This window comes from Serratia sp. CY37869, assembly GCF_052168895.1.
GTDB lineage: Bacteria > Pseudomonadota > Gammaproteobacteria > Enterobacterales > Enterobacteriaceae > Serratia > Serratia ureilytica.
On sequence record NZ_JBJNLU010000008.1, the window covers coordinates 1 to 21,880 of the forward strand.

At 60.9% G+C, this 21,880-nt stretch carries 17 protein-coding genes; 7 read left to right on the forward strand and 10 right to left on the reverse strand.

The annotated features are described in order from the left end of the window. Both ACJ8J1_RS24260 and ACJ8J1_RS24265 read right to left on the reverse strand, forming a co-directional pair. Window positions 1-1,844, reverse strand: a 1,844-nt coding sequence (locus ACJ8J1_RS24260; RefSeq protein WP_442520434.1) for a S8 family serine peptidase, incomplete at its 3' end; no start/stop codon positions are given. Window positions 1,845-2,324: 480 nt separating this feature from the next. After that, window positions 2,325-2,963 carry a TetR/AcrR family transcriptional regulator gene (locus ACJ8J1_RS24265; protein WP_033645365.1) on the reverse strand — a complete coding sequence of 213 codons (639 nt, stop codon included), beginning with the start codon at window positions 2,961-2,963 and terminating at the stop codon, window positions 2,325-2,327. 263 nt (window positions 2,964-3,226) lie between these two features. On the opposite strand from ACJ8J1_RS24265, the gene ACJ8J1_RS24270 reads away from it, so the two are divergent. Beyond that, window positions 3,227-4,444 carry a Tm-1-like ATP-binding domain-containing protein gene (locus ACJ8J1_RS24270; RefSeq protein WP_033645366.1) on the forward strand — a complete coding sequence of 406 codons (1,218 nt, stop codon included), beginning with the start codon at window positions 3,227-3,229 and terminating at the stop codon, window positions 4,442-4,444. Between the two features lie 91 nt (window positions 4,445-4,535). Here the strand turns inward: ACJ8J1_RS24270 and spy are convergent, their stop codons facing one another. Further along, the gene (gene spy, locus ACJ8J1_RS24275; RefSeq protein WP_033645367.1) at window positions 4,536-5,027 is read right to left on the reverse strand and encodes an ATP-independent periplasmic protein-refolding chaperone Spy; all 492 of its coding nucleotides are present in this window, start codon (window positions 5,025-5,027) and stop codon (window positions 4,536-4,538) included. A 542-nt stretch (window positions 5,028-5,569) separates the two neighbouring features. On the opposite strand from spy, the gene pdeR reads away from it, so the two are divergent. Then, window positions 5,570-7,564, forward strand: a complete 1,995-nt coding sequence (gene pdeR, locus ACJ8J1_RS24280) for a cyclic di-GMP phosphodiesterase (protein ID WP_033645368.1) — start codon at window positions 5,570-5,572, stop codon at window positions 7,562-7,564. 16 nt (window positions 7,565-7,580) lie between these two features. Here pdeR and ACJ8J1_RS24285 read toward each other — a convergent pair whose 3' ends face one another. After that, window positions 7,581-8,447 carry a crotonase/enoyl-CoA hydratase family protein gene (locus ACJ8J1_RS24285; protein WP_033645369.1) on the reverse strand — a complete coding sequence of 289 codons (867 nt, stop codon included), beginning with the start codon at window positions 8,445-8,447 and terminating at the stop codon, window positions 7,581-7,583. A gap of 341 nt (window positions 8,448-8,788) precedes the next feature. Between ACJ8J1_RS24285 and yhjD the strand changes: the two genes are divergently transcribed. The 3 genes from yhjD to ACJ8J1_RS24300 all read left to right on the forward strand — a co-directional run bounded on the left by yhjD (window position 8,789) and on the right by ACJ8J1_RS24300 (window position 12,329). After that, window positions 8,789-9,808 carry an inner membrane protein YhjD gene (gene yhjD / locus ACJ8J1_RS24290; protein WP_021505224.1) on the forward strand — a complete coding sequence of 340 codons (1,020 nt, stop codon included), beginning with the start codon at window positions 8,789-8,791 and terminating at the stop codon, window positions 9,806-9,808. 329 nt (window positions 9,809-10,137) lie between these two features. Beyond that, window positions 10,138-11,460 (forward strand): MFS transporter, encoded by a 1,323-nt coding sequence (locus ACJ8J1_RS24295; protein ID WP_016930463.1) that lies wholly within the window; start codon window positions 10,138-10,140, stop codon window positions 11,458-11,460. A gap of 101 nt (window positions 11,461-11,561) precedes the next feature. Next, window positions 11,562-12,329 (forward strand): CDP-diacylglycerol diphosphatase, encoded by a 768-nt coding sequence (locus tag ACJ8J1_RS24300; RefSeq protein WP_033645370.1) that lies wholly within the window; start codon window positions 11,562-11,564, stop codon window positions 12,327-12,329. On the opposite strand, the gene ACJ8J1_RS24305 is transcribed toward ACJ8J1_RS24300, so the two are convergent. Together ACJ8J1_RS24305 and pdeH are read right to left on the reverse strand one after the other, a co-directional pair. Continuing rightward, window positions 12,330-14,369: an AsmA family protein gene (locus ACJ8J1_RS24305; protein WP_033645371.1), complete on the reverse strand. Its 2,040-nt coding sequence runs from the start codon at window positions 14,367-14,369 to the stop codon at window positions 12,330-12,332. 91 nt (window positions 14,370-14,460) lie between these two features. Beyond that, complete coding sequence (pdeH, locus tag ACJ8J1_RS24310; RefSeq protein ID WP_033645372.1) at window positions 14,461-15,252, reverse strand: cyclic-guanylate-specific phosphodiesterase; 792 nt, start codon at window positions 15,250-15,252, stop codon at window positions 14,461-14,463. A gap of 236 nt (window positions 15,253-15,488) precedes the next feature. Here pdeH and ACJ8J1_RS24315 point away from each other — a divergent pair, with 236 nt between their 5' ends. Next, window positions 15,489-16,424: a sugar kinase gene (locus tag ACJ8J1_RS24315; protein ID WP_033645373.1), complete on the forward strand. Its 936-nt coding sequence runs from the start codon at window positions 15,489-15,491 to the stop codon at window positions 16,422-16,424. A gap of 54 nt (window positions 16,425-16,478) precedes the next feature. Here the strand turns inward: ACJ8J1_RS24315 and ilvC are convergent, their stop codons facing one another. Next, a complete protein-coding gene (gene ilvC, locus ACJ8J1_RS24320) occupies window positions 16,479-17,954 on the reverse strand; it encodes a ketol-acid reductoisomerase (RefSeq protein WP_033645374.1) in 1,476 nt (491 codons plus the stop codon). Window positions 17,955-18,122: 168 nt separating this feature from the next. Here ilvC and ilvY point away from each other — a divergent pair, with 168 nt between their 5' ends. Beyond that, complete coding sequence (gene ilvY, locus ACJ8J1_RS24325; RefSeq protein ID WP_004929971.1) at window positions 18,123-19,013, forward strand: HTH-type transcriptional activator IlvY; 891 nt, start codon at window positions 18,123-18,125, stop codon at window positions 19,011-19,013. A gap of 10 nt (window positions 19,014-19,023) precedes the next feature. On the opposite strand, the gene ACJ8J1_RS24330 is transcribed toward ilvY, so the two are convergent. From ACJ8J1_RS24330 to ilvA, 3 genes are read right to left on the reverse strand one after another with little or no spacing between them, the layout of a single operon-like run. Then, complete coding sequence (locus tag ACJ8J1_RS24330) at window positions 19,024-19,725, reverse strand: DUF2461 domain-containing protein (RefSeq protein ID WP_033645375.1); 702 nt, start codon at window positions 19,723-19,725, stop codon at window positions 19,024-19,026. A 21-nt stretch (window positions 19,726-19,746) separates the two neighbouring features. After that, window positions 19,747-20,280, reverse strand: coding sequence for a hypothetical protein (locus ACJ8J1_RS24335; RefSeq protein WP_050594465.1), 534 nt, complete (start codon window positions 20,278-20,280; stop codon window positions 19,747-19,749). 53 nt (window positions 20,281-20,333) lie between these two features. Then, complete coding sequence (ilvA, locus tag ACJ8J1_RS24340; RefSeq protein ID WP_015379394.1) at window positions 20,334-21,878, reverse strand: threonine ammonia-lyase, biosynthetic; 1,545 nt, start codon at window positions 21,876-21,878, stop codon at window positions 20,334-20,336. Between the last annotated feature and the right edge of the window lie 2 nt (window positions 21,879-21,880).

The following is a 21,880-nucleotide window of genomic DNA, read 5'->3' on the forward strand; positions in this document are numbered from 1 at the left end:
TCAAACTGCCCGCTCACCCCCTGCTGCGCGCTCAGGATGGTGTACTGCTGGCCCAGCAGGCTGCGCACCTCGCTTTGCGTCAGCAGGTTGGCGCTGTTCTCCAGCGTCACCGCCACCTCGCCGCCGCCGATCGTCGCCGATCCGCTGCTCTGGATCCGATCGCTCTGGCCGTTCGGCCCCACTTCCACCGCGTAGCGCGAACCCGGCTCGAAGCTGACGTTGCCCGCCACGTTCAAGGTGCCGATCGAGTTGCCCGGCGCCACGGTGCCGCCGCGGCGGGCGGTCAGCGAACCGACCGTGCCGCTGCCGCCGACGATGCCGCCGCTCTGCACGCTGACGTCCGAGGTGACCGAGCCGTTGATCGCCAGCCGCCCCTGATTGACCAGCGTCGGGCCGGAATAAGTGTTGTTACCGGTCAGCACCAGGGTGCCGATACCCTGCTTGGTCAGGCCGCCGTGGCCGGAGATATCGTTGCTCCAGACGTCCAGCCCGCACAGCACATCGCTGCAGACGCGCTCGGTCGGTTTGCCCTTGTCCAGCACCGCGCCGACGCCCGGCAGATCCACCACGAATTGGGTCGGGCCGTAAGCCACGCCCGTCGGATCCGGAATACGGAACTCCGCCGGAATATCCTCGGCGGTCACCAACATGCCTGGCCCGTTGATAGCCTTGCCCAGGTTGATCATCCCCCAGCCGTAGAGCGCGTCGATGCCCGGCGCGCCCATGTCGGTGGCGGTGGTTTTCAGCACTTCCGCCACCTGTGCGCCGCTCAGATACGGGAAACGCTCCATCAGCACCGCAACGCTGCCGGCCACGTGCGGCGCCGCCATCGAGGTGCCGCTGTATTTGGCGTAACCGGTCGTCAGATTCTCCACGCTGGTGCCTTCAATCACCGAGCTATATACCCGGGTTCCCGGTGCCGAGACGCAGAAGCTGGCGGTATAACCGCAGCGAGAAGAGAAGGTGCTGATGCTGTAATCGCCGGTATTGGTGGGATCCTGCAAGCTGGCGACCGACAGCCAGTTCGGTGCAATCTCCGGCACGAAATAGGCCAGACCGGCCATGGCATCGGGGTTATTCAGATTGCCGTCGTTACCGGCGGCGAAGATGGTGACCACGCCGCTGCGCGCCGCGTCGATCGCGCCCTGATAGGCGCCGCCGGGCTTGGTGCCAAGGATCTGTTTGATCTGATCGAACTGCTTTTGCGCATCGTTTACTGTGAAATGCGGATAAGCCGGGTCATAACCCCCCTCATCAAACTTTTCGGTAATGCCGATGCCCCAGCTGTTGTTGATGATGCGCGCGCCGCTGGCCACCAGCGCATCCCAACCGGCCTGGTACACCGCGCCGTCGTTGCCGAGGATGATGCCGTCCTCCGGGCCGGGATCGCCGTTTTCGGCACTGATGATCTGCGCATTGAACGCCACGCCGTGCATGGCGCCGCCGTCGCGGCTGCCGGCGGCGATGCCGCCCACGTGGGTACCGTGCGAACCGAGCGTGCCATCGGAGTCCACGCTCGGCGTACCGTCATAGCGGAAAGTGTCGCCTTTTTTCACCGGAATATAGGGATCGGTGTATTCGCGGATGCCTTCGGTAACCAGATTGATCACCTTATTCTCACCGGCAAACTCCGGGTGCTTGGCGTAGACCGGCTGATCGAAAATGCCAAGTTTGATGCCTTTTCCGGTATAACCGGCGGCGTAGGCCTGGTCGGCGTGGATCGCCCCCAGCCCCCATTCCGCGTTGAACTCACTGCTGCGCCAGCTGGCCGGATCGCCCGCTTTGCCGTTCTCTATATAGCTGGAGGCCTGCGCGCCGCCGATCGCCGTCAGGCAGATCAGCATCGCGCTCCATTGTGCGCGATGAACTCCGATTTCAGGCCAGCCGAAGGCCGCCCGAGCGGATTTGACTCCTCTAAGTTTCTTCTCCATCCCAGATACCGTCCGTTGTTGTTTGCAAATGTTTTATAAGATTTTTTGTGTAACAGTTTGGTAACACCAAATAAATAAAGCACAACAATCTCAAGTGCGCTTAATGTGTCACTCGGCAGTTCGGTGGGCGGAGAGAACGTTTCAGGGATGAATCAGACGGGGGACGATAAGGAAAGAGAATGATCTCGCTCAGCGCTGAGGCGGCATTTATTCGCGGGGGATAATTAAATTAATACAATGATAAATAATGATATTTAATTAAAAGACAACCAAAGAAAGCGTCGCATGAAAAGTGCTTAACAGGCGCTTTTTATCACTTTTAATTATAACTTTTGCCAATATTTACTCAGTGAATTATGCTGATTTTTCACTCAGGCAGCGGCAAAAATTGGATTATCCTGCTGATGTTTTTTTGCTGTTCATCGCATCCTCTTCCGCCTGACGCAGGATGGCTTTGGCCATCCATTGCGTGACATCCTGGATACCCTCAAGCTCCAGCCCCCAGATATCTTTCAGCACCAGGAACACCTCAGAACCGTAAATCAGCGAGAAAGCATGAATCACTCTCTGTAAAGAATCTGGCGGCAGTTTACCCTGCAACGGCTCTACCGCCAGCGCCAGCAGCCGCTTGCGGTTGCCGCGCACGAACTTTTCGCCCGGCGTGGCGTGCGCCCACTGCTGCAAAGAGAGCTGCAATGCGGCGCGCAGCGCCCCTTCGTGTCGCTCCATCTGAGGATAGGCCAACGTCAGCAACTGCTGGATGCGCTTCAGGGCATCGTCGTCCTGCGGGCGCCACGCCAGAATAGGCCCCAGACTTTCCGCCACCACCGCAGTAATTAATGCGCTTTGGGTCGGGAAATAGCGGTAGGCGGTCGCGCGCGATACCTGCGCATGCGCCGCCAGATCGGTGATCGATGGAAACGCGCCCTCGCCATACAGCGTCATTGCGCTGGCCAGCAACAAACGATGTGTTTTCGCCCGGGCGGAGGTCAGAGAAAGGTCGGACGGGGTGGGAAAAGCATTTATCGGCACTTAAACCTCATACATCTGTACACGCTTGCGCGACAGGCGAGACGCCACTGCCGACAGGTTGACGACAAAGGGTTGGCCGCGCAAAAAGCTCAAAAATGAGACAGGAGTCCCATTTTGCACTGAGCTGCCCTTGCAAAAATGATACTGCCGTCTCATTATATAAATACATTAATCAATTTAATTTAAATGCCAACACCAGGGCACCTAAAAAAATATAATACATTAATTTTTAAATAAAAATTAGAAACACCCCGGAAAAATCCATGAAAGATACTTCAAATTTTGTCTATATTGCTACCACAGCAGATACGAAAGGACAAGAGTTGGAGTATGTGCGGCGGCTGATTGCCAGCCTGAATTTACCCACGCGAACCGTCGATCTCTCCACCCGAAGCTTGCCGTTTGACTCCCCGGCCGATATCGGCCCAGAAGAGGTCGCTCGCCACCATCCGGCGGGCGCAGGCGCGGTCTTTCTAGCCAGCCGCGGCCAGGCAATCGCCGCCATGGCGACCGCTTTCGAACGTTTTATCCTGACGCGCCGCGATATCGCCGGCCTGCTTGGCCTGGGCGGCTCCGGCGGCACCGCCATCATCACGCCGGCAATGCAGCAGTTGCCGATTGGCCTGCCGAAATTGATGGTCTCGAGCATGGCGGCGGGAGACGTTTCCGCCTATGTCGGCGCCAGTGATATCAGCATGTTGTATTCGGTCACCGATCTCGCCGGCCTGAACCGTATCTCGCGCCGGGTGCTGGGCAATGCGGCGCGCCAGATAGCCGGCGCAGTCCGCTTCGCCGCTGTCGATCATCACGACGACAAGCCCGCAATCGGCCTGACGATGTTTGGCGTCACCACCCCCTGCATTCAGGCGCTGGTTGCCGATCTTGAGCCGCAATGGGACTGCCTGACGTTTCACGCGACCGGCAGCGGTGGCAGAGCGCTGGAAAAACTGATCGATAGCCGGCAACTGCACGGCGCCATCGATTTGACCACCACCGAAGTGACCGATTACCTGTTTGGCGGTGTGCTGCCCTGCAATGCAGATCGTTTCGGTGCTATCGCGCGTACCGGCATCCCGTGCGTACTCTCCTGCGGCGCGATCGACATGATCAACTTCGGCGCGCTGAATACGGTGCCGGCTCGCTACGCGAACCGCCTGCGCCATCATCACAATCCGCAAGTGACGCTGGTGCGCACCAGCCCGCGGGAAAATGCGCTAATCGGACATTGGATTGGCGAGAAAATCAACGCCTGCGCGGGCGAAGTGCGCTTCGTGATCCCGGCGGGCGGCGTGTCGGCGCTGGATGCCCCTGGGCAACCGTTCTGGGATCCCGCAGCGCTGGCCGCCTTTACGCAAACGCTGGAGGAGACGGTGCACGCCACCCATAAGCGCCGGTTAATAAAAACGCCTTACCATATTAACGATCCGCGCTTTGCGCAGGCCGTTGCCGAACAGTTCCGACATATTGCCGGTGGGGAATGATAATCACTCGCTGCCGGGTCTGCCGGAGATAACGCCGAAAAAAAAGGCCAGACAAATAGTCTGGCCCTTTTTTATTTACCGCGAGCGTATATTACTGACCGGAGGACATCTGCTCCTTCATTTTATTCATATGGTCCATCATCTTTTGCTCACGTTTCTGATAATTCTCATTGTATTGTTTTTTCTGCTCAGGGGTCAGCAGGTTATACATTTTATTTTCCGCCTTGGCGCGTTCCAGCATGCGTTCGGATTGCGCTTTGCCGATCGCGTCAATTTGCGCCTTCGCCTTCGCTTCATCGAAGCTGTCGGAAGCCACCAGATTATGCAGCGCCTGGCGTTCCTCTTTCATGCCCGGACCGCGTTTCGAGTGCGACTCTTTCATGATATCGCGCATTTGCTGGCGCTGCTGCTCGGTCAGGTTCAGCCCGGCGAACGGGCCGCCTTTACCTTCACCCTTGTGATGCATCATTTTCATCGGCGCGGCATCCGCAGCCGGGGCCGCCGTCGTATCAGCGGCGAACGCCGCAGAAGCAGAACCCAGAGCCAGCGTGGAAGCAATAAATAAAGCCGTCAATTTACGCATAATCATTTCCTTAAAAATTTTTCTTCATCAGGAGCGCTGTACGTTAACAGGCTCATTCGTTCGTCGAAGATAATAATAGGCTGATAAAATTCAAGTAATGCGAGGGTGTGTAAACTTTTTAAAACCCGTCACGGGTTTATTCACCAATTATGAGAAAACTATGAAGAAGGCGTTTATTTGATGGAAATTTTAATTTCCCGGCAAAAATCTCCCCGACAGGGTTATTTTTCAGCCGCCCTCTCACCGCTATAATTTACTCGCCCACAAGGCAACCTTGTATCAACCGTTTTTCGTTAGCGGGGAAGCCGGTACAAACTTCGCACGACCCGATGTTCTCCTCCTACACTTTAAGGCAACCGGTCGCCGGGTGGCGCGTACACCGCAAAACTAATCATTGCTTATAGAATAGTTTCCATTACCCGCCCCGCCTGTGAAAACCTGTTATATGATGCACAGACGCGCACGGCGACCACTTTCGGGCCCACAGGCCGCCAGCGGTTCTTCGTGCTGACCGGCCGCCCGTGCTCTTTTGAGGAATCATCATGTCCGCAGACCAAGGCCCTGAGCTTCTTAACGCCCACTTCGGCACCCAGAGCCCCCACTGGCGGCTGGCGTTTGACAGCAATGCCCTGGAGCTGTCCGCCGTTAAGGGCAAAGCCCACGTCGCGGTGGCGCTGAGCGCCATGGACGCGGCGAAAATTCGCCGTTTGACCGGCGTGACCGCCAGCCTTGAACTCACCATCACGCTGGCCGGCGAACCGCTGCATCTGCATCTGGTCGGGCGCCGCGTCAATAACCTCGAATGGGCGGGCACCGCGTCCGCGTTCAGCGATACCCAATCCGTGGCGCGCGATCTGGTGCATGGGCTCTCCTTCGCCGAGCAGGTGGTGTCCGAAGCCAACTCGGTGATCGTGATCGTCGACCAGCACGGCCGCATCCAGCGCTTCAATCGGCTGAGCGAGGAGTACACCGGGCTGCACGAACACGAGGTGATCGGCAAGAACGTTTTCCAGCTGTTTATGAGCCCGGAAGAAGCCGCCGCCTCGCGGCGCAACATCGCCGGCTTCTTCCGCAACGGCTCTTCGTATGAGGTGGAACGCTGGGTAAAGACGGTCAAGGGCGAGCGGCTGTTCCTGTTTCGCAATAAGTTCGTGCACAGCGGCAGCGGCAAGAACGAGGTGTTTCTGATCTGCTCAGGAACCGACATCACCGAAGAGCGTCGCGCGCAGGAACGGCTGCGGGTGCTGGCCAACACCGATATTATCACCGGCCTGCCGAACCGTAACGCCATCCAGGACAAGATTAACCACGCCATCGCCACGCGCGGCGAAGAGAGTTTCGGCCTGGTGTACCTCGATCTCGACAACTTCAAAAAGGTCAACGACGCCTACGGCCATATGTTCGGCGATCGGCTGCTGGTTGAGGTCTCACTGGCGATCCTCGGCTGCCTGAGCCCGGATCAGGTGCTCGCCCGCCTCGGCGGCGACGAATTTTTGGTACTGGCGCCTCAGACCGATCGCGAACGTTTGCAAACGCTGGCGCAGCGCATCATCGATCGGCTGAAGACCCCTTTCCGCATCGGCCTGATCGAAGTGTATACCGGCTGTTCGATCGGCATCGCGCTGTGCCCGGAGCACGGCAACGATCTCGACAGCCTGATCCGCAGCGCCGATACCGCCATGTACGTCGCCAAGGAGCACGGCAAACGCACCTATACCGTCTTCTCGCCGGAGATGAACAAGCGCGTCGCCGAATACATGTGGCTGGACACCAACCTGCGTAAAGGGCTGGAGCAAAATCAGCTGGTATTGTATTACCAGCCTAAAATCGACGCGCGCAGCGGTGAAGTGCACAGCGTGGAAGCGCTGGTGCGCTGGGATTCGCCGGAGCGCGGCCTGATCCCGCCGCTGCAGTTCATCTCCTACGCCGAGGAGTCCGGCCTGATCGGCCCGCTGGGCCAATGGGTATTGCAGACCGCCGCCTGCCAGGCGGCGCAGTGGCGAGAGCGGGGATTGAATCTGCGGGTGGCGGTCAACCTCTCCGCCCGGCAGCTGGCCGACGACGGCATCGTCAACGATCTGCTCGGGGTGCTGCGCCGTCACCGCATGGCCCCTTGTCTGCTGGACTTCGAGTTGACTGAAAGCAGCCTGATTGAAGACGAAAACCGCGCGCGCGTGCTGATCACCCGGCTGCGCGAGCTGGGCGCGCAGGTGCATCTCGACGACTTCGGCACCGGCTATTCGTCGCTGGCGCAGCTGGCGCGTATTCCGCTGGACGCCATCAAGCTGGATAAAAGCTTCGTGCGCGGGGTGAATTTCAACCCGGTTTCGCAATCGCTGGTGCGCGCGATCGTCGCGGCGGCGGAGGCGCTGGCCTTCCGCGTGATCGCCGAAGGGGTGGAGACCGAGAGCGAAAATCAGTTCCTCGACGAGGTCGGCGTGGACGAAAAGCAGGGCTTTCTGTTTGCGCGGCCAATGCTCCCGGAACAGCTGGAGCATTGGCTGCAGTCCTATCGCCCGCGCTCACCTTCCGCGTGAGGCGGGCGCGTTAACGTTAGCCGGCACGACGCAGGTTCAGGGTGTGGCGATCCTGCAACATCACCAGCCGCTCGATGTAGGCGCGATCTTTTTCCTCAATGGTGAAGGCCGAGTGCACCCAATCCTCGGTAATGTCCATCAGCTCGGAACGCGTCAGCTGCAGCACGCGCTGACGCGCCCGCAACATGGCGCGCATGCCGTTGAGCTTCGGCCGGATGGTATCGATGAAAGTGCGCGTCGCCATGTAGGCGTCGCCGGGCTGGAACAGCTGATCCACCAGCCCACGGCTCTCGAACCACTCTGCGGTGTGCGACTCGCCGCCCCAAATCAGTTCTTCGGCCAAGCGCATGCCCGCCTTGCGCGCCACCAGCGAGTAACCGCCCATGCCGGGAAACAGGTTGAACGCAATCTCCGGGAACCCCATGCGCGCATTGTTCTGCGCCAACACGAAATGGTGCGCCAGCGCCGCTTCAAAGCCGCCGCCCAGCGCGCTGCCTTCGATCATCGCAATGCTTACCGCGCCGGTATCGAAACCGCGCGCCGCCGCATGCACGCAGTCGATGCAGGCACGCGCGTAGGCCATCATCGCCTCGCGTTTGCGGTTCTTGATGGCTTCGGCGAAGAACTGCAGATCGCCGCCGACGTTAAACATGTTCGGCACCAGCGAGCCGGTGACCCAGAAATCGAACCGCAGCGAAGACTCTTTCGCCGCCTGCGCCAGCGTCATGATGTCTTCAATCAGCGCCTGATTAAAGCAAGGACGCGGCGCAGCGCGCAGCAGCATCCACATGATATGCCTCTCCTCTTCATAGTAGGCGGAAAGCTGCGACAGATTGCCCGCTTCGGTAAACGGACGGCAGGTGGGGTGATTAAGCAATTTCATAAGACCTTCCAGTTTTTCTGTTGATGACGGGTGAGACCGTTCCAGCCCCTACGGCTGCAGCGGAGCGGCGCTCGGCAACGCGTGGCGCCACATCATGAGTAAACGCTTTCTCGCCGACGAAACAGATAAAAATTGAAGGTAGGGAAGTGAAAAAAACCGAGGCGCGGCGGGGTTTTCATAGGAATTTTACCTATCAACCGCCTCCTGGCATTTCATGCCGGGCGCTAACGCGTTAAGCTCGGAAAATGACCGTTTGCCGCCCCGGCGCTCAAAACGCCGCGGGGCTTTGGCTATAATCAACGCGGATACATGCCGTTTAACGTTAAGGAAATCGTGAAGTAATGCCTACAGGACCAGACCAGGAACGCCGCCAGCCCGCACAAGACACGCCGCCGAAGCCGCTTATCGCCATCAAGACCGGCCATGAAACGCTCGACCGCCGCATCAGCGGTTTTTCACGTCTGATTGAACGCATCAAAGCCTGGCCGAGCGTTGCGCACCTGCTGCGCGCCGCCGAACGCTTTAACGATCGGCTGGGCAGCCAGTTCGGCGCCGCCATCACCTATTTTTCATTCCTCTCGCTGATCCCGATCCTGATGGTGTCGTTCGCCGCCGCCGGTTTCGTGCTGGCTTCCAATCCGGATCTGCTGGCCCGTTTGATCAACCGGATCGTCGGCAGCATCAGCGATCCGACGCTGGCCAGCACGCTGAAGAACACCGTCAACACCGCCATTCAGCAGCGCACCACCGTGGGATTGACCGGCCTGGCGCTGGCGCTCTATTCCGGCATCAGTTGGATGGGCAACCTGCGCGAAGCGATCCGCGCGCAATCGCGTGACGTCTGGGAGCGCAATCCGCAGGATCAGGAGAAAATCTATTTCAAGTACACCCGCGACTTCATCTCGCTGACCGGCCTGGTGGTCGCACTGATTATCACGCTGTCGCTGACCTCGGTCGCCGGCTCGGCGCAGGCGGCGATCGTCAACGCACTGGGGCTGGACGGCATCGAATGGCTGCGGCCGGCGCTGACGACGATCGCGCTGTCGATCTCGATTTTCGCCAACTATCTGCTGTTCCTGTGGATTTTCTGGATGCTGCCGCGCCACAAACCGAAGAAAAAAGCGCTGCTGCGCGGCACCTTGCTTGCGGCTATCGGCTTTGAGGTGATCAAGTTCGTGATGACGATGACGCTGCCGCAGGTGGCGAAATCGCCTTCCGGCGCGGCCTTCGGCTCGGTGATCGGGCTGATGGCGTTCTTCTACTTCTTCGCCCGCCTGACGCTGTTTTGCGCCGCCTGGATCGCAACGGCCGACTACAAAGGCGACAAAGCCTTGCCGGAACGCGAGCCGCCGGCACGCTGAAGCCATGCAATCGTGCCGGTGTTATCGCACGCGCCGGCACTTTCCTCTGGTTAAAAAGCAAAAAACCAGTCAATCTCTCTAAATCATGCGGCATGGCATTCGAAAAACCAGCATAACAAACTACCCAGTCACTTTTCTTTCCCGTTTTTACAGCCATTCACACTGTATGAACCCCATTTCTCAACGTTTAACGCTACAGAAAAGAAGCCAGGTAAAACATTAGTCTTTTTAACCGGTTAGCGGCGGCGCTGCCCAGAGTTCCAGCGTTGAAAAGGCGGAATGCTGTCACTAAGATGGATTTTTACCCCCTCCAACAATAAGAAATAGATATGCAAGCCACCATCGCACCCCCACTCGACGCCGACGACGCGTCTACACCGGTGAATTCCCGCGGGAAAGTCATCGTCGCCTCGCTGGTCGGCACCGCCATCGAGTTCTTCGACTTTTACATCTACGCCACCGCCGCGGTGATCGTGTTCCCGCACATCTTCTTCCCGCAGGGCGACCCGACCACCGCGACGCTGCAGTCGCTGGCCACCTTCGCCGTCGCCTTTGTCGCGCGCCCTATCGGCTCTGCGCTGTTCGGCCACTTCGGCGATCGCGTGGGGCGCAAGGTGACGCTGGTCGCCTCGCTGCTGACCATGGGGATTTCCACCGTGCTGATCGGCCTGCTGCCGAGCTATGAAACCATCGGCATCTTCGCCCCTATCCTGCTGGCGCTGGCGCGCTTTGGCCAGGGGCTGGGGCTGGGTGGCGAATGGGGCGGCGCCGCCTTGCTGGCGACGGAGAACGCGCCGGCCAAGAAACGTGCGCTGTACGGCTCCTTCCCCCAGTTGGGCGCCCCGATCGGCTTCTTCTTCGCCAACGGCACCTTCCTGCTGCTCTCGTGGCTGCTGAGCGACCAGCAATTTATGGAATGGGGCTGGCGCGTGCCGTTCATCCTCTCCGCCGCATTGGTGCTGATTGGCCTGTACGTCCGGGTGTCATTGCATGAAACGCCGGTGTTCGCCAAAGCGGCCAAGGCCGGCAAACAGGTGAAAGTGCCGCTCGGCACGCTGCTGAGCAAGCATCTGAAAGCCACCATCCTCGGCACCTTCATCATGCTGGCGACCTACACGCTGTTTTATCTGATGACGGTCTATTCGATGACCTACGGCACTGCGCCGCAGCCGCTGGGGCTCGGTTACTCCCGCAACAGCTTCCTGTGGATGCTGATGGTGGCGGTGATCGGTTTCGGCGTGATGGTGCCCATCGCCGGCCTGCTGGCGGACGCGTTCGGCCGTCGCAAGACCATGATCGCCATTACCCTGCTGATGATCGGCTTCGCGTTCCTGTTCCCGACCCTGCTGGGTTCCGGCAACCAGGCGCTGGTGATGGGCTTCCTGCTGTGCGGCCTGAGCATCATGGGGCTGACCTTTGGCCCGATGGGCGCGCTGCTGCCGGAGCTGTTCCCCACCGAAGTGCGCTATACCGGCGCATCGTTCTCCTACAACGTCGCGTCGATTCTCGGCGCGTCCGTGGCGCCTTACATCGCCACCTGGCTGGCGGCCCACTACGGGCTGTTTTACGTCGGCATGTACCTGGCGGCGATGGCCGGGCTGACGCTGCTGGCCCTCCTGCTGATGAAAGAAACCCGCCACCAGTCGCTGTGATCCTCTGTGGCCCCCTCACTGCGGGGGGCCGCACGCGTTGTTCGTTTCCTGTCATAAAACCGGGCTATGCTGGACGTTTCTCTCGGTAACAGGATCGGCCGATGTCTCTGCGTCGTGGGGTATTTGTCTGCGTGGTGCTGCTGGCGGCTCTCGCCATCGCGCTCTATTACGGGTTGAAACCCGACCATCCCGATGCGCTGTGGCGCATCGTCAGCCAGCAATGTCTGCCCAATCAGCAGGCGCATGACAACCCGGCGCCCTGCGCGCAGGTGGATGTGCAGGCCGGTTTCGTGGTGTTTAAAGATCGCAACGGGCCGCTGCAATACCTGCTGATGCCCAGTGCCAAAATCACCGGTATCGAAAGCCCGGCGGTGCTGGACGCCGCCACGCCGAATTTCTTCGCCCAGGCCTGGCGCGCGCGCCACGTGATGGCGGAACGCTATGGCAAACCGATCGACGACGGCGATATTTCACTGGCGATCAATTCGGAATATGGCCGCACGCAAAACCAGCTGCACATTCATATCTCCTGCCTGCTGCCGGCGGTAAAACAGCGGCTGGCGCAGATCGGCCCCCATTTCATCGAGCAATGGCAACCGCTGCCCGGCGGCCTGTTGGGGCATGACTATCTGGGGCGGCGGGTGACCCCCGCCGAACTGGAACAACAGGGCGCCTTCCGCCTGCTGGCCTCCGGCCCGCCGCGCGCCGACGGGCGCATGGGCAGCTTCGGCCTGGCGATGACCGCGCTGCCGGACGGGGATTTCCTGCTGCTGGCAACCGAGCGCAGCCTGCTGCCGTTCACCCTGGCCTCGGCGGAAGAGATCCAGGATCACGACTGCCGGCTGCTCACGCCGCCGCCGCGCGCCTGACTATTTTTTGCCTTTCATCTCCCGCAGGATCTGCCCGCACTGGTTCTCCTCGCCGCCTTCACTGGGCGAGACCAGCGCCAGCAGCGCCGCCGCCGGCGTCAGCACCGCCCCCAACGCCACCGCCGCCGCGCCGCGCGCGATCAGCGGCCCGGCTTTGACCCCGGCGTCTGGATGCTTGAAGGTGCCTTTCACGTACAGCGGCGATCGCAGGGTCAGCACGCGCATCCCCTTGCTTTCCGGATCGATGGACAAATCCAGCCGTTCGGTGGCGAGGTTGGTGTTGCCGGTGATGTTGATCACCGCGTTTTCGGTGTCGAACACGAACAGTCGCGGCGCGGCGACGCCGCTGCGGATGCCGACGTCCGCCGCCGCGCAGTTGATGCCCACCACGTCGTCACCGAACAGCTGCGCCACCAGATAGTTACCGACGTTCAGACCGAGGATCTCCATCAGGCTACGGCTGATCACCCCGTTATTGATCAGCAGGCGCAGATCGCCGTTGCTGGTCGCCAGCAGCTCGGCCACCGAATTGCCGCTGCCCGTCAGCCTGGCGTCGCCGTTCATCTGCCCGAGGCTGCGCTTCATCGCCTCCACGTTCGGCAACAGCTGTTTAAGCTGAAGTTTGCGTGCATGCATATCCACCTGCCCGCGCATCGGCTTTTTGCCGCCGTCGAGGCGCACGACAGCGTTCAGGCTGCCGCCCGCCATGCCGAAGCGCAGCGGATCCAGGCGCAGTTCGCCATTGTTCAGCTTCAGGTGCGTGGCCAGATCGCTCAGCGGCAAATCGCTGCCGCGTTCAATGCGCGCGGCGGCAAACTTCACGTCCGCATCCATCTTGCTCCAGCTTTGCGTATCGAACTGTTCGACCGGCAGCACCTTATCCGCCGGCTGACGGCTTTTCTCGCCGCGCCCGGCTTTGGCGGCGTTGGAGTCGGCGCCGATCAGCGGCGCCAGATCCGCCAACCTCAGCTGCCGGGAGTTCACCGCACCGCTCAGCGTGGGCCGCGGTTTACCGGCAACGTACTTCAAGCTGCCGTGAATGTCGCTGTCGCCGATTTTTCCGTCGAATTTCTGGTACTCAAACACCGCGCCGCCCGGCTGATGCAGACGGGCGGTCAGATGACCATCGGTCGCATACGGCGGGGTATTCGGCAACAACACGCCGGTCAGGCCATAGAGGTTGCTCAGGCTTTCACCGGAAAATTTCAGCTGTACATCCAGGCCGCCGAGGTTCAGCGGATCGGACAAGGTGCCCGCGACCACCACCCGGGTGCTGCCGGAGCGCACATCGGCCTGCAGCGGGAACGGCAAATCGGCGCTCTGCAGCGACAGCATGCCGCCAATCTTGCCGCTGCCGCTCAACGGTTCGCCGTTATATTTGCCCTTCACCTGCCAGCCGAAAACGTAATCGGGGGTCGCGGTCTTGTCGCCGCCCTGTTTGCCGGTCACTTCACTGAACGGCAACGGCTTGCCGAGCGGATCGATGACGGCGCGGAAATCCGCCTTCAGCGTGGCGTCTTTAAAGGCGATCTGCCCCTTGTCGAATACGATGTCGTGAACGGTGAACGACCAGTCGGAAGGCGGCTGCTTGGGATCCTGGCCGGCAGCCAGGTCAAACGTCCAGTTGTTGTCGCCGTTGGCCAGACGTTGCAACGAAGCATTCGGCTGCTTCAGCCAGATGCGCGGGATCAGCAGCTCTTTACCCAGCAGCGCCAGCGGCGCAATGCTGGCGTCGACGCGCTGCAGCGTCACCATGCTGTCGCCGGGCATGTTTTTCGGGTTACCCAGCCACACGTCTTCGGCGTGAATATGCGGCCAGGGCACCCAGGCGCGCCAGCCGCCCTCATCCGGATTGCGCGACCAGTCGACGCCCAGATCGCCGCGAATGGCGAACGGTCGCCGCAGTTCGGCCGACACTTTGTCGTTGATGGTAGGCTTGAGTCGATTCCAGTCGAAGGTAGCAATGAAGATCGCCAGCGCGACGATCAGTAGCAGCACAATGCCGCCCAGCCAGCTGAAAACCTTTCCTGTTCTTGTCATAGCGGCTCCCTCAGCGCATAAATCGGGCTGCCGAATGAAAGGAAAAGGAGTTAGCAGCCCCGTTTAAGCCTAGCTGAGGATAGGCCGGAGTTCACGCCGGCGTGCCGGGCGCGGCGAACAGCGTCGGCACGCTGTGCAGAGTTTCAAAGCACGCCGGGCGGGAAAGGTAGTAGCCCTGAGCGGCCAACGCGCCGGAACGCTGCACCAGCCGCCACTCTTGTTCGGTTTCCACGCCCTCGACGATCACCCCGTCGCTGTGCTGGTTCATCATCTTGATCAGGGTGCCGAGCAGCTGGACGCCCTCTTCCGACTGTTTGAGCAAGGTAAACAATTCGCGCGCCACCTTGATGTACTGATAACGCCAGGCGCCGACGGCGGAGAAGTTGGCCAGCCCGCTGCCGAAATCGTCCAGCCACAGCCGCTCGCCGCCGACGATCTGCTGCAGCGGGCGGTTTGACGCCGTTTCGGCGTGCTCCACCAGCTCGAAGCGCAGATAGGGCATCTCGGCGATCTGCCGTTGCAACGCGCTATGGCGCTGCAACGCTTGCAGCGCGATGCCGTCGATATTGACCGACACCATCACCGCGTGACGAATGAACAATGCCTGCCAGCGCTGCAACAGCGCCAGCTGTTCCTGGATCACCTGCAAACGCTGGGCGACGCCGAGCGAGGAAAAATAATGCTCCGGAGATTGCCGCTTGTCCGGCTCATTCGGGTGATACACCGCCGTCAGCAGTTCCACCGCCAGCAGCGCGCCGCTGGTGCGATAAATCGGCTGGAAGGTATACAAGCGCCGGCATTGCCGCCAGTAGCGCCGCGATTTGGCGCAGGCATAGAGGGCAAAACAAGGCGCCAGCAGACCAGAGATCAGATTGGTTATCATCGGTACTATCGCCGTGGCGGGGAAATGAGAGCGCTGCCGCTGTTTCTTTACCCAGCTTATCGGCAACGCAGCGTAAAACTTTAAGCCGAATTGCCGCCCGTTTCGCCTCCGTCCTGCCCGCGTTCGCCGATCGCGATCATAAAAAATTAAAACGCCGTTTTAATTTATTGACTCCCTGACCGCCTTGCGTGGAGACTGACAGCTATTGCTTCTTCTTTAGCCAGGGCTTATTGACGATGACTATCCGAAATCTCGCCGTGATCGGCGAATGCATGATCGAGCTGTCGCAGCAGGGCGCACAGCTGACGCGCGGCTTTGGCGGCGATACCCTCAACACCGCCGTCTACCTCGCCCGCCAAATGCCGGAACAGACGCTACGGGTGCATTATGTCACCGCACTCGGCACCGACAGTTTCAGCGGCGACATGCTGCAGGCCTGGCGGCAGGAGAAGATCGAGACCGGGTTGATTCAGCAATTCGACAACAAGCTGCCGGGCCTGTACCTCATCGAAACCGACGCCGCCGGCGAACGTACTTTCTACTACTGGCGCAATGACGCCGCCGCCCGGTATTGGCTTGCGGGACCGCAGGCCGACGCACTGTGCGAACGGCTGGCGCAGTTCGATTACTTGTACCTCAGCGGCATTAGCCTGGCGATCCTCGCGCCTGCCGATCGCATGAAACTGCTGGCGCTGCTGCGCCGCTGTCGCGCCAACGGCGGCAAGGTGATCTTCGACAACAATTACCGTCCGCGCCTGTGGCAAAGCCGTGAGGAAACGCAGCAGGCCTACCGCGAGGTGCTGGCCTGTACCGACATCGCTTTTCTGACGCTGGATGACGAAGAGTTGCTGTGGGGAGCGCAGCCTATCGAACAGGCGGTAGCTCGCACGCAGGCGCTCGGCGTCGGCGAGATCGTCATCAAACGCGGCGCGCACGCCTGCCTGGTGTTCAGTATGGCAGGGGAGAAACTTGAGGTGCCGGCGATCGCGCTGCCGCCAGAGCGTGTCGTCGACACCACCGCAGCGGGCGATTCTTTCAGCGCCGGTTACCTGGCGGCCCGCCTGAACGGCGGCAGCGCCCAACGGGCGGCGCAGCGCGGCCATCTGCTGGCCGCTACGGTGATCCAGCATCGCGGCGCCATCATTCCCGCCGCAATGATGCCGGAGGCATAAAAAAAGCCGGCATCGCTGCCGGCTCTTTCTCTTTGTGCTTTGCCTTGCGGAAAATCAGCCCGCGACGGCGATGCGTTTCATATCGGTCATGTAGCCGCGCAGTTTACGGCCGACGGTTTCGATAGGGTGGCTGCGCACCGCTTCGTTCACGTCGCGCAGCTGCGCATTGTCCACCGCCGTACCCGTCACAGCTTTGCCCAAATCGCCCGCCTGCAGGGTGGTCATGAAGTCCTTCAGCAGCGGCACCGCCGCGTTGGCGAACAGGTAGTTGCCGTACTCTGCGGTATCGGAGATAACCACGTTCATTTCATACAGACGCTTACGCGCAATGGTGTTGGCGATCAGCGGCAGCTCGTGCAGCGACTCGTAGTAAGCCGACTCTTCGATGATGCCGGCATCGACCATGGTTTCGAACGCCAGCTCAACGCCCGCTTTCACCATCGCCACCATCAGCACGCCGTGATCGAAGTACTCTTGCTCGCTGATCTTGCCTTCAAACTGCGGCGCATTCTCGAATGCGGTTTTGCCGGTCTCTTCGCGCCAGGTCAGCAGTTTCACGTCGTCTTCCGCCCAGTCGGCCATCATGCCGCTGGAGAACGCGCCGGAAATGATGTCGTCCATGTGCTTCTGGAACAGCGGCGCCATGATGGTTTTCAGCTGTTCGGACAGCGCATAGGCACGCAGCTTGGCCGGGTTGGACAGGCGATCCATCATCAGGGTGATGCCGCCCTGCTTCAGCGCTTCGGTGATGGTTTCCCAGCCGAACTGAATCAGTTTCTCGGCGTAAGCCGGATCGGTGCCCTCAGCAACCAGCTTGTCGAAGCACAGCAGCGAACCCGCCTGCAGCATGCCGCACAGAATGGTCTGCTCGCCCATCAAATCGGATTTCACTTCGGCAACGAAGGAAGACTCCAGCACGCCGGCGCGGTGGCCGCCGGTCGCCGCCGCCCAGGCCTTGGCGATCGCCATGCCTTCGCCTTTCGGATCGTTTTCCGGGTGAACCGCAATCAGGGTCGGCACGCCGAAGCCGCGCTTGTACTCTTCACGCACTTCGGTGCCCGGGCATTTCGGCGCGACCATCACCACGGTGATGTCTTTACGCACCTGCTCACCCACTTCAACGATGTTGAAGCCGTGGGAGTAACCCAGCGCCGCGCCGTCTTTCATCAGCGGCTGCACCGCGCGCACTACGGAAGAGTGCTGCTTGTCCGGCGTCAGGTTGACCACCAGATCCGCCTGCGGGATCAGGTCTTCGTAGGTGCCGACCTTGAAGCCATTTTCGGTCGCCTTGCGCCAGGAAGCGCGCTTCTCGTCGATCGCTTCTTTGCGCAGGGCATAGGCGACATCCAGACCGGAATCGCGCATGTTCAGACCCTGGTTCAGCCCCTGGGCGCCACAGCCGACAATCACCACTTTTTTACCTTTCAGGTAGCCGGCTTCGTCAGCAAATTCGTCGCGCGCCATAAAGCGGCATTTACCCAATTGCGCCAACTGCTGACGCAGGTTCAATGTGTTGAAATAGTTAGCCATGGTGGTACTCCGGTTTGATGTTGTCTTGCATTGTTATTTTCATTCCCCGCCCTGTCTGTGCGGAGATTCGTTAAACTCAATGTATAACAGGAAATGCGTTGCTTAAATTGATATATTGAGAACGTGATATTGCAATTTTTGCAACACTCTCACTGCGAGCGTATCGATATGGATTTACGTGATTTAAAGCTGTTCCTGCATCTGGCCGAAAGCCATCACTTCGGGCGCACCGCCAAGGCGATGCACGTCAGCCCGTCGACGCTCTCCCGCCAGATCCAGCGGCTGGAAGAGATCCTCGGGCAGCCGCTGTTCCTGCGCGATAACCGCACCGTGCAGCTCACCGACGCCGGCGAACAGCTGAAAGAATTCGCCCAGCAAACGCTGCTGCAATATCAGCAGCTCAAGCACTCGCTCGGCCAGCACGGCCCTTCGCTGAGCGGCGAACTGCGGCTGTTCTGCTCGGTGACTGCCGCGTACAGCCACCTGCCGCCGATCCTCGATCGCTTCCGCGCACAGCACCCGCTGGTAGAGATCAAGCTGACCACCGGCGACGCCGCCGACGCGGTCGACAAGGTGCAGTCCAACGAGGCCGATCTCGGCATCGCCGGCCGGCCGGAAACGCTGCCCGCCAGCGTGGCGTTCACCAAAATCGGCGAAATTCCGCTGGTGCTGATCGCGCCGGCGCTGCCCTGCGCGGTGCGCAGCCAGGCGTTCGCCGACAAGCCCGACTGGGCCGAGATCCCCTTCATCTTGCCGGAGCACGGCCCTTCGCGAAAACGCATCGAACTGTGGTTCCGCCGTCACCGCATCAGCAATCCGCTGATTTACGCCACCGTCGGCGGCCACGAAGCCATCGTGTCGATGGTGGCCTTGGGCTGCGGCATCGCGCTGATCCCGAGCGTAGTGGTGGACAACAGCCCGGAACCGGTGCGCAACCGCATCTCGCAGCTGGATAACATCTCGATGGTCGAACCGTTCGAGTTGGGGGTCTGCGTCCAGAAAAAACGCCTCAGCGATCCGCTGATCGACGCCTTTTGGCGATTGCTGCATCCCCGCTGACGCGGGGTTTTTACAGGTCGGCCGGATCGACCTGCTTCATCGCCTCCACCTGCATCAGCCAGTGATAGAGCGGCTCAAGCTGCAAAAATGCCCCGGCCAGCAGCGGCGCCAGATCGGCGTTGAACAGCTTTTCCACTTCGCTGTCCGTCACCATCACCGCGAACGATTTGCGGTTGTACCAGGTGGCGATCTCCGCCGCCTGCTCCTTGACCAGCGGACGCTTGTAGCTCTCGCCCACCAGCTCGAACGGCGGCCGGCAACAGGCGGCCACCTCCAGGAAAAGCTGCGGCCGCTGTTTCAGCGTATGGCGGAACAGATCCATGGTCGGCTTGTTGGCGCTGTAGTAACCGAGCCCATAGCGCAGCATGTCCGGCCCCAGTTCGAAAAAGTAGACCGGCGCATCTTTCCAGTCTTTGCTCGGGCGCTTGAACGTGAGCCACATGCGGCTGCGGTAGCGCGACTTGTCGTGAGAAAACCGCGTATCGCGATGAATGCGCGACAGCGTTTTGCCGATCGCCGGGCGGGTCTCGAACTGCGGATCGATCGCCAGCATGCCGGGAGCAAGCTGCTCCACCAGCGCGCGAAACGGCGCCAGCAGCTCGCGATCGTAGATGTCGCGGTTGCCGTCGAACCACGCCTTATCGTTCTCGATCCGCACCTGCTGCAGGAAATTCAGGCCCTGCTGGCTAAAGCCGGAGAAAGGTTGCGTCATAAGTTTTTCCGTTCTGACGGTTTATCGGGTATTGCGCAGATCTTCCCTCTGCCAACGGCGTTTGATAAACACGCGCCGACGCGTGCGGAAATAGGCGACATACAGGTAGAACGCCGCCCGGTTGCTGAACAGCGCCCCGCCAACCGCGCCCCCCAGCAGCAGGGCGCCGGTGGCGATGCCGGTCATGCCCGCCGCCCACGCCGCCGCGCCGCCGAGGCAACACAGACCGAGCATGCCAAGGTAATATTGCAGCAATACCACCCCGCTGTTTTTACCCTGCACCAGTTGGAACAGGATCAGCGTCATCCACACCGCCACGATCGCGCCGCTGCCCATCAACACGGCGGCGGAGGTCTTGCCGCTCCAGGCGGCCGCCACATCCGTGACCAGACCCATCACGCCCGCCAGGCCCAGCATCAGGCACACCATCAGCAGCATGACGTTGCCGACGCCCGGCGGTGACAGCCGCTGGCCCGGCGTCATGAAATGCTGCTCGAGCTGCGCATCCACGCCGGCGAAAAGCGCACGATCGCGCGCCGCAATTTGGCTTTCCATCTCCCGGCCTTCTGCCGCTAAACGGGACAACCGGTCGGATAAACCCACCGGACTCACCCCTGCAAAAAGAAGCGGAACGCCGGGTTGTCGGTTTCGTCGTGGCAATCGTAGCCCAGCGCCTGCAGGTGCCGCTCGAATTCCGGCTCGCTTTGCGCCAGTTCGAAGGCCGCCAGCACCCGGCCGAAGTCGGTGCCGTGGCTGCGATAGTGGAACAGCGAGATGTTCCAGTGCGTGCCCAGCGTCTGCAGGAACTTCAGCAGCGCGCCCGGCGACTCCGGAAACTCAAAGCTGTACAGCCGTTCGCGCAGCGGCTTCGACGGACGCCCGCCCACCATGTAGCGCACGTGCAGTTTAGCCATCTCGTCGTCCGACAGATCCACCACCTGATAACCGTCGGCGTTGAGTTCGTCGATGATCTCCCGCCGTTCGGCGTGGCCGCGCGTCAGCCGCACGCCGACGAAAATGCAGGCGTTGTCGGCATCGGCGTAGCGGTAGTTGAATTCGGTCACCGAGCGCCCGCCCAGCAGTTGGCAGAACTTGAGGAAGCTGCCCTGCTGTTCCGGAATGGTCACCGCCAGTAGCGCTTCGCGCTGTTCGCCCAATTCGCAACGCTCGGAAACATAGCGCAGCCCGTGGAAGTTGAGATTGGCGCCGGACAGCACGTGCGCGAGACGCTCGCCCTGAATGTTGTGCTGCTGGACGTACTTTTTCAGCCCCGCCAAAGCCAGCGCGCCGGAAGGCTCGGCAATGGCGCGCACGTCCTCGAACAGATCTTTGACCGCCGCGCAGATGGCGTCGCTGTCCACGGTGATCACGTCGTCCAGATACTCACGGCACAGGCGGAAGGTTTCGTCGCCGATGCGCTTCACCGCCACGCCTTCGGCGAACAGCCCGACGCGCGCCAGATCCACCGGATGGCCGGCATCCAGCGCCGCGCGCAGGCAGGCGGAGTCTTCCGCTTCGACGCCGATCACTTTGATCTGCGGCATCAGCTGTTTGATCAGCACCGCCACCCCGGCGGCCAGGCCGCCGCCGCCGACCGGCACGAAAACCCGATCCAGATGCGCGTCTTGCTGCAGCAGCTCCATCGCCAGCGTGCCCTGCCCGGCGATCACCGTCGGGTGATCGAACGGCGGCACAAAGGTCATGCCCTGCTGTTGGGAAAGCTCGATCGCCTTCGCTTTTGCCTCGTCGAAATTGGCGCCGTGCAGCAGCACTTCACCGCCGAAGCCGCGCACCGCATCCACCTTGATGTCCGCGGTGGACACCGGCATCACGATCAGCGTTTTGATGCCCAGCCGTTTACCGGAGAAGGCGACGCCCTGCGCGTGGTTGCCGGCCGAAGCCGTCACGACGCCGCGCGCCTTCTGCTCTTCGTCCAGCCCGGCGATCATCGCATAGGCCCCGCGCAGCTTGAAGCTGTGCACCGGCTGGCGATCTTCGCGCTTCACCAAAATGGTGTTGCCGAGGCGCGAAGAGATTTTGCTCATGGCCTGCAACGGGGTGACTTGCGCCACCTCGTAAACCGGCGAGCGCAGTACCGCTCGCAGATATTCCGCGCCGCAGGGGGCGCTGGGTAGGGGTTGAGAGACCGCCATGC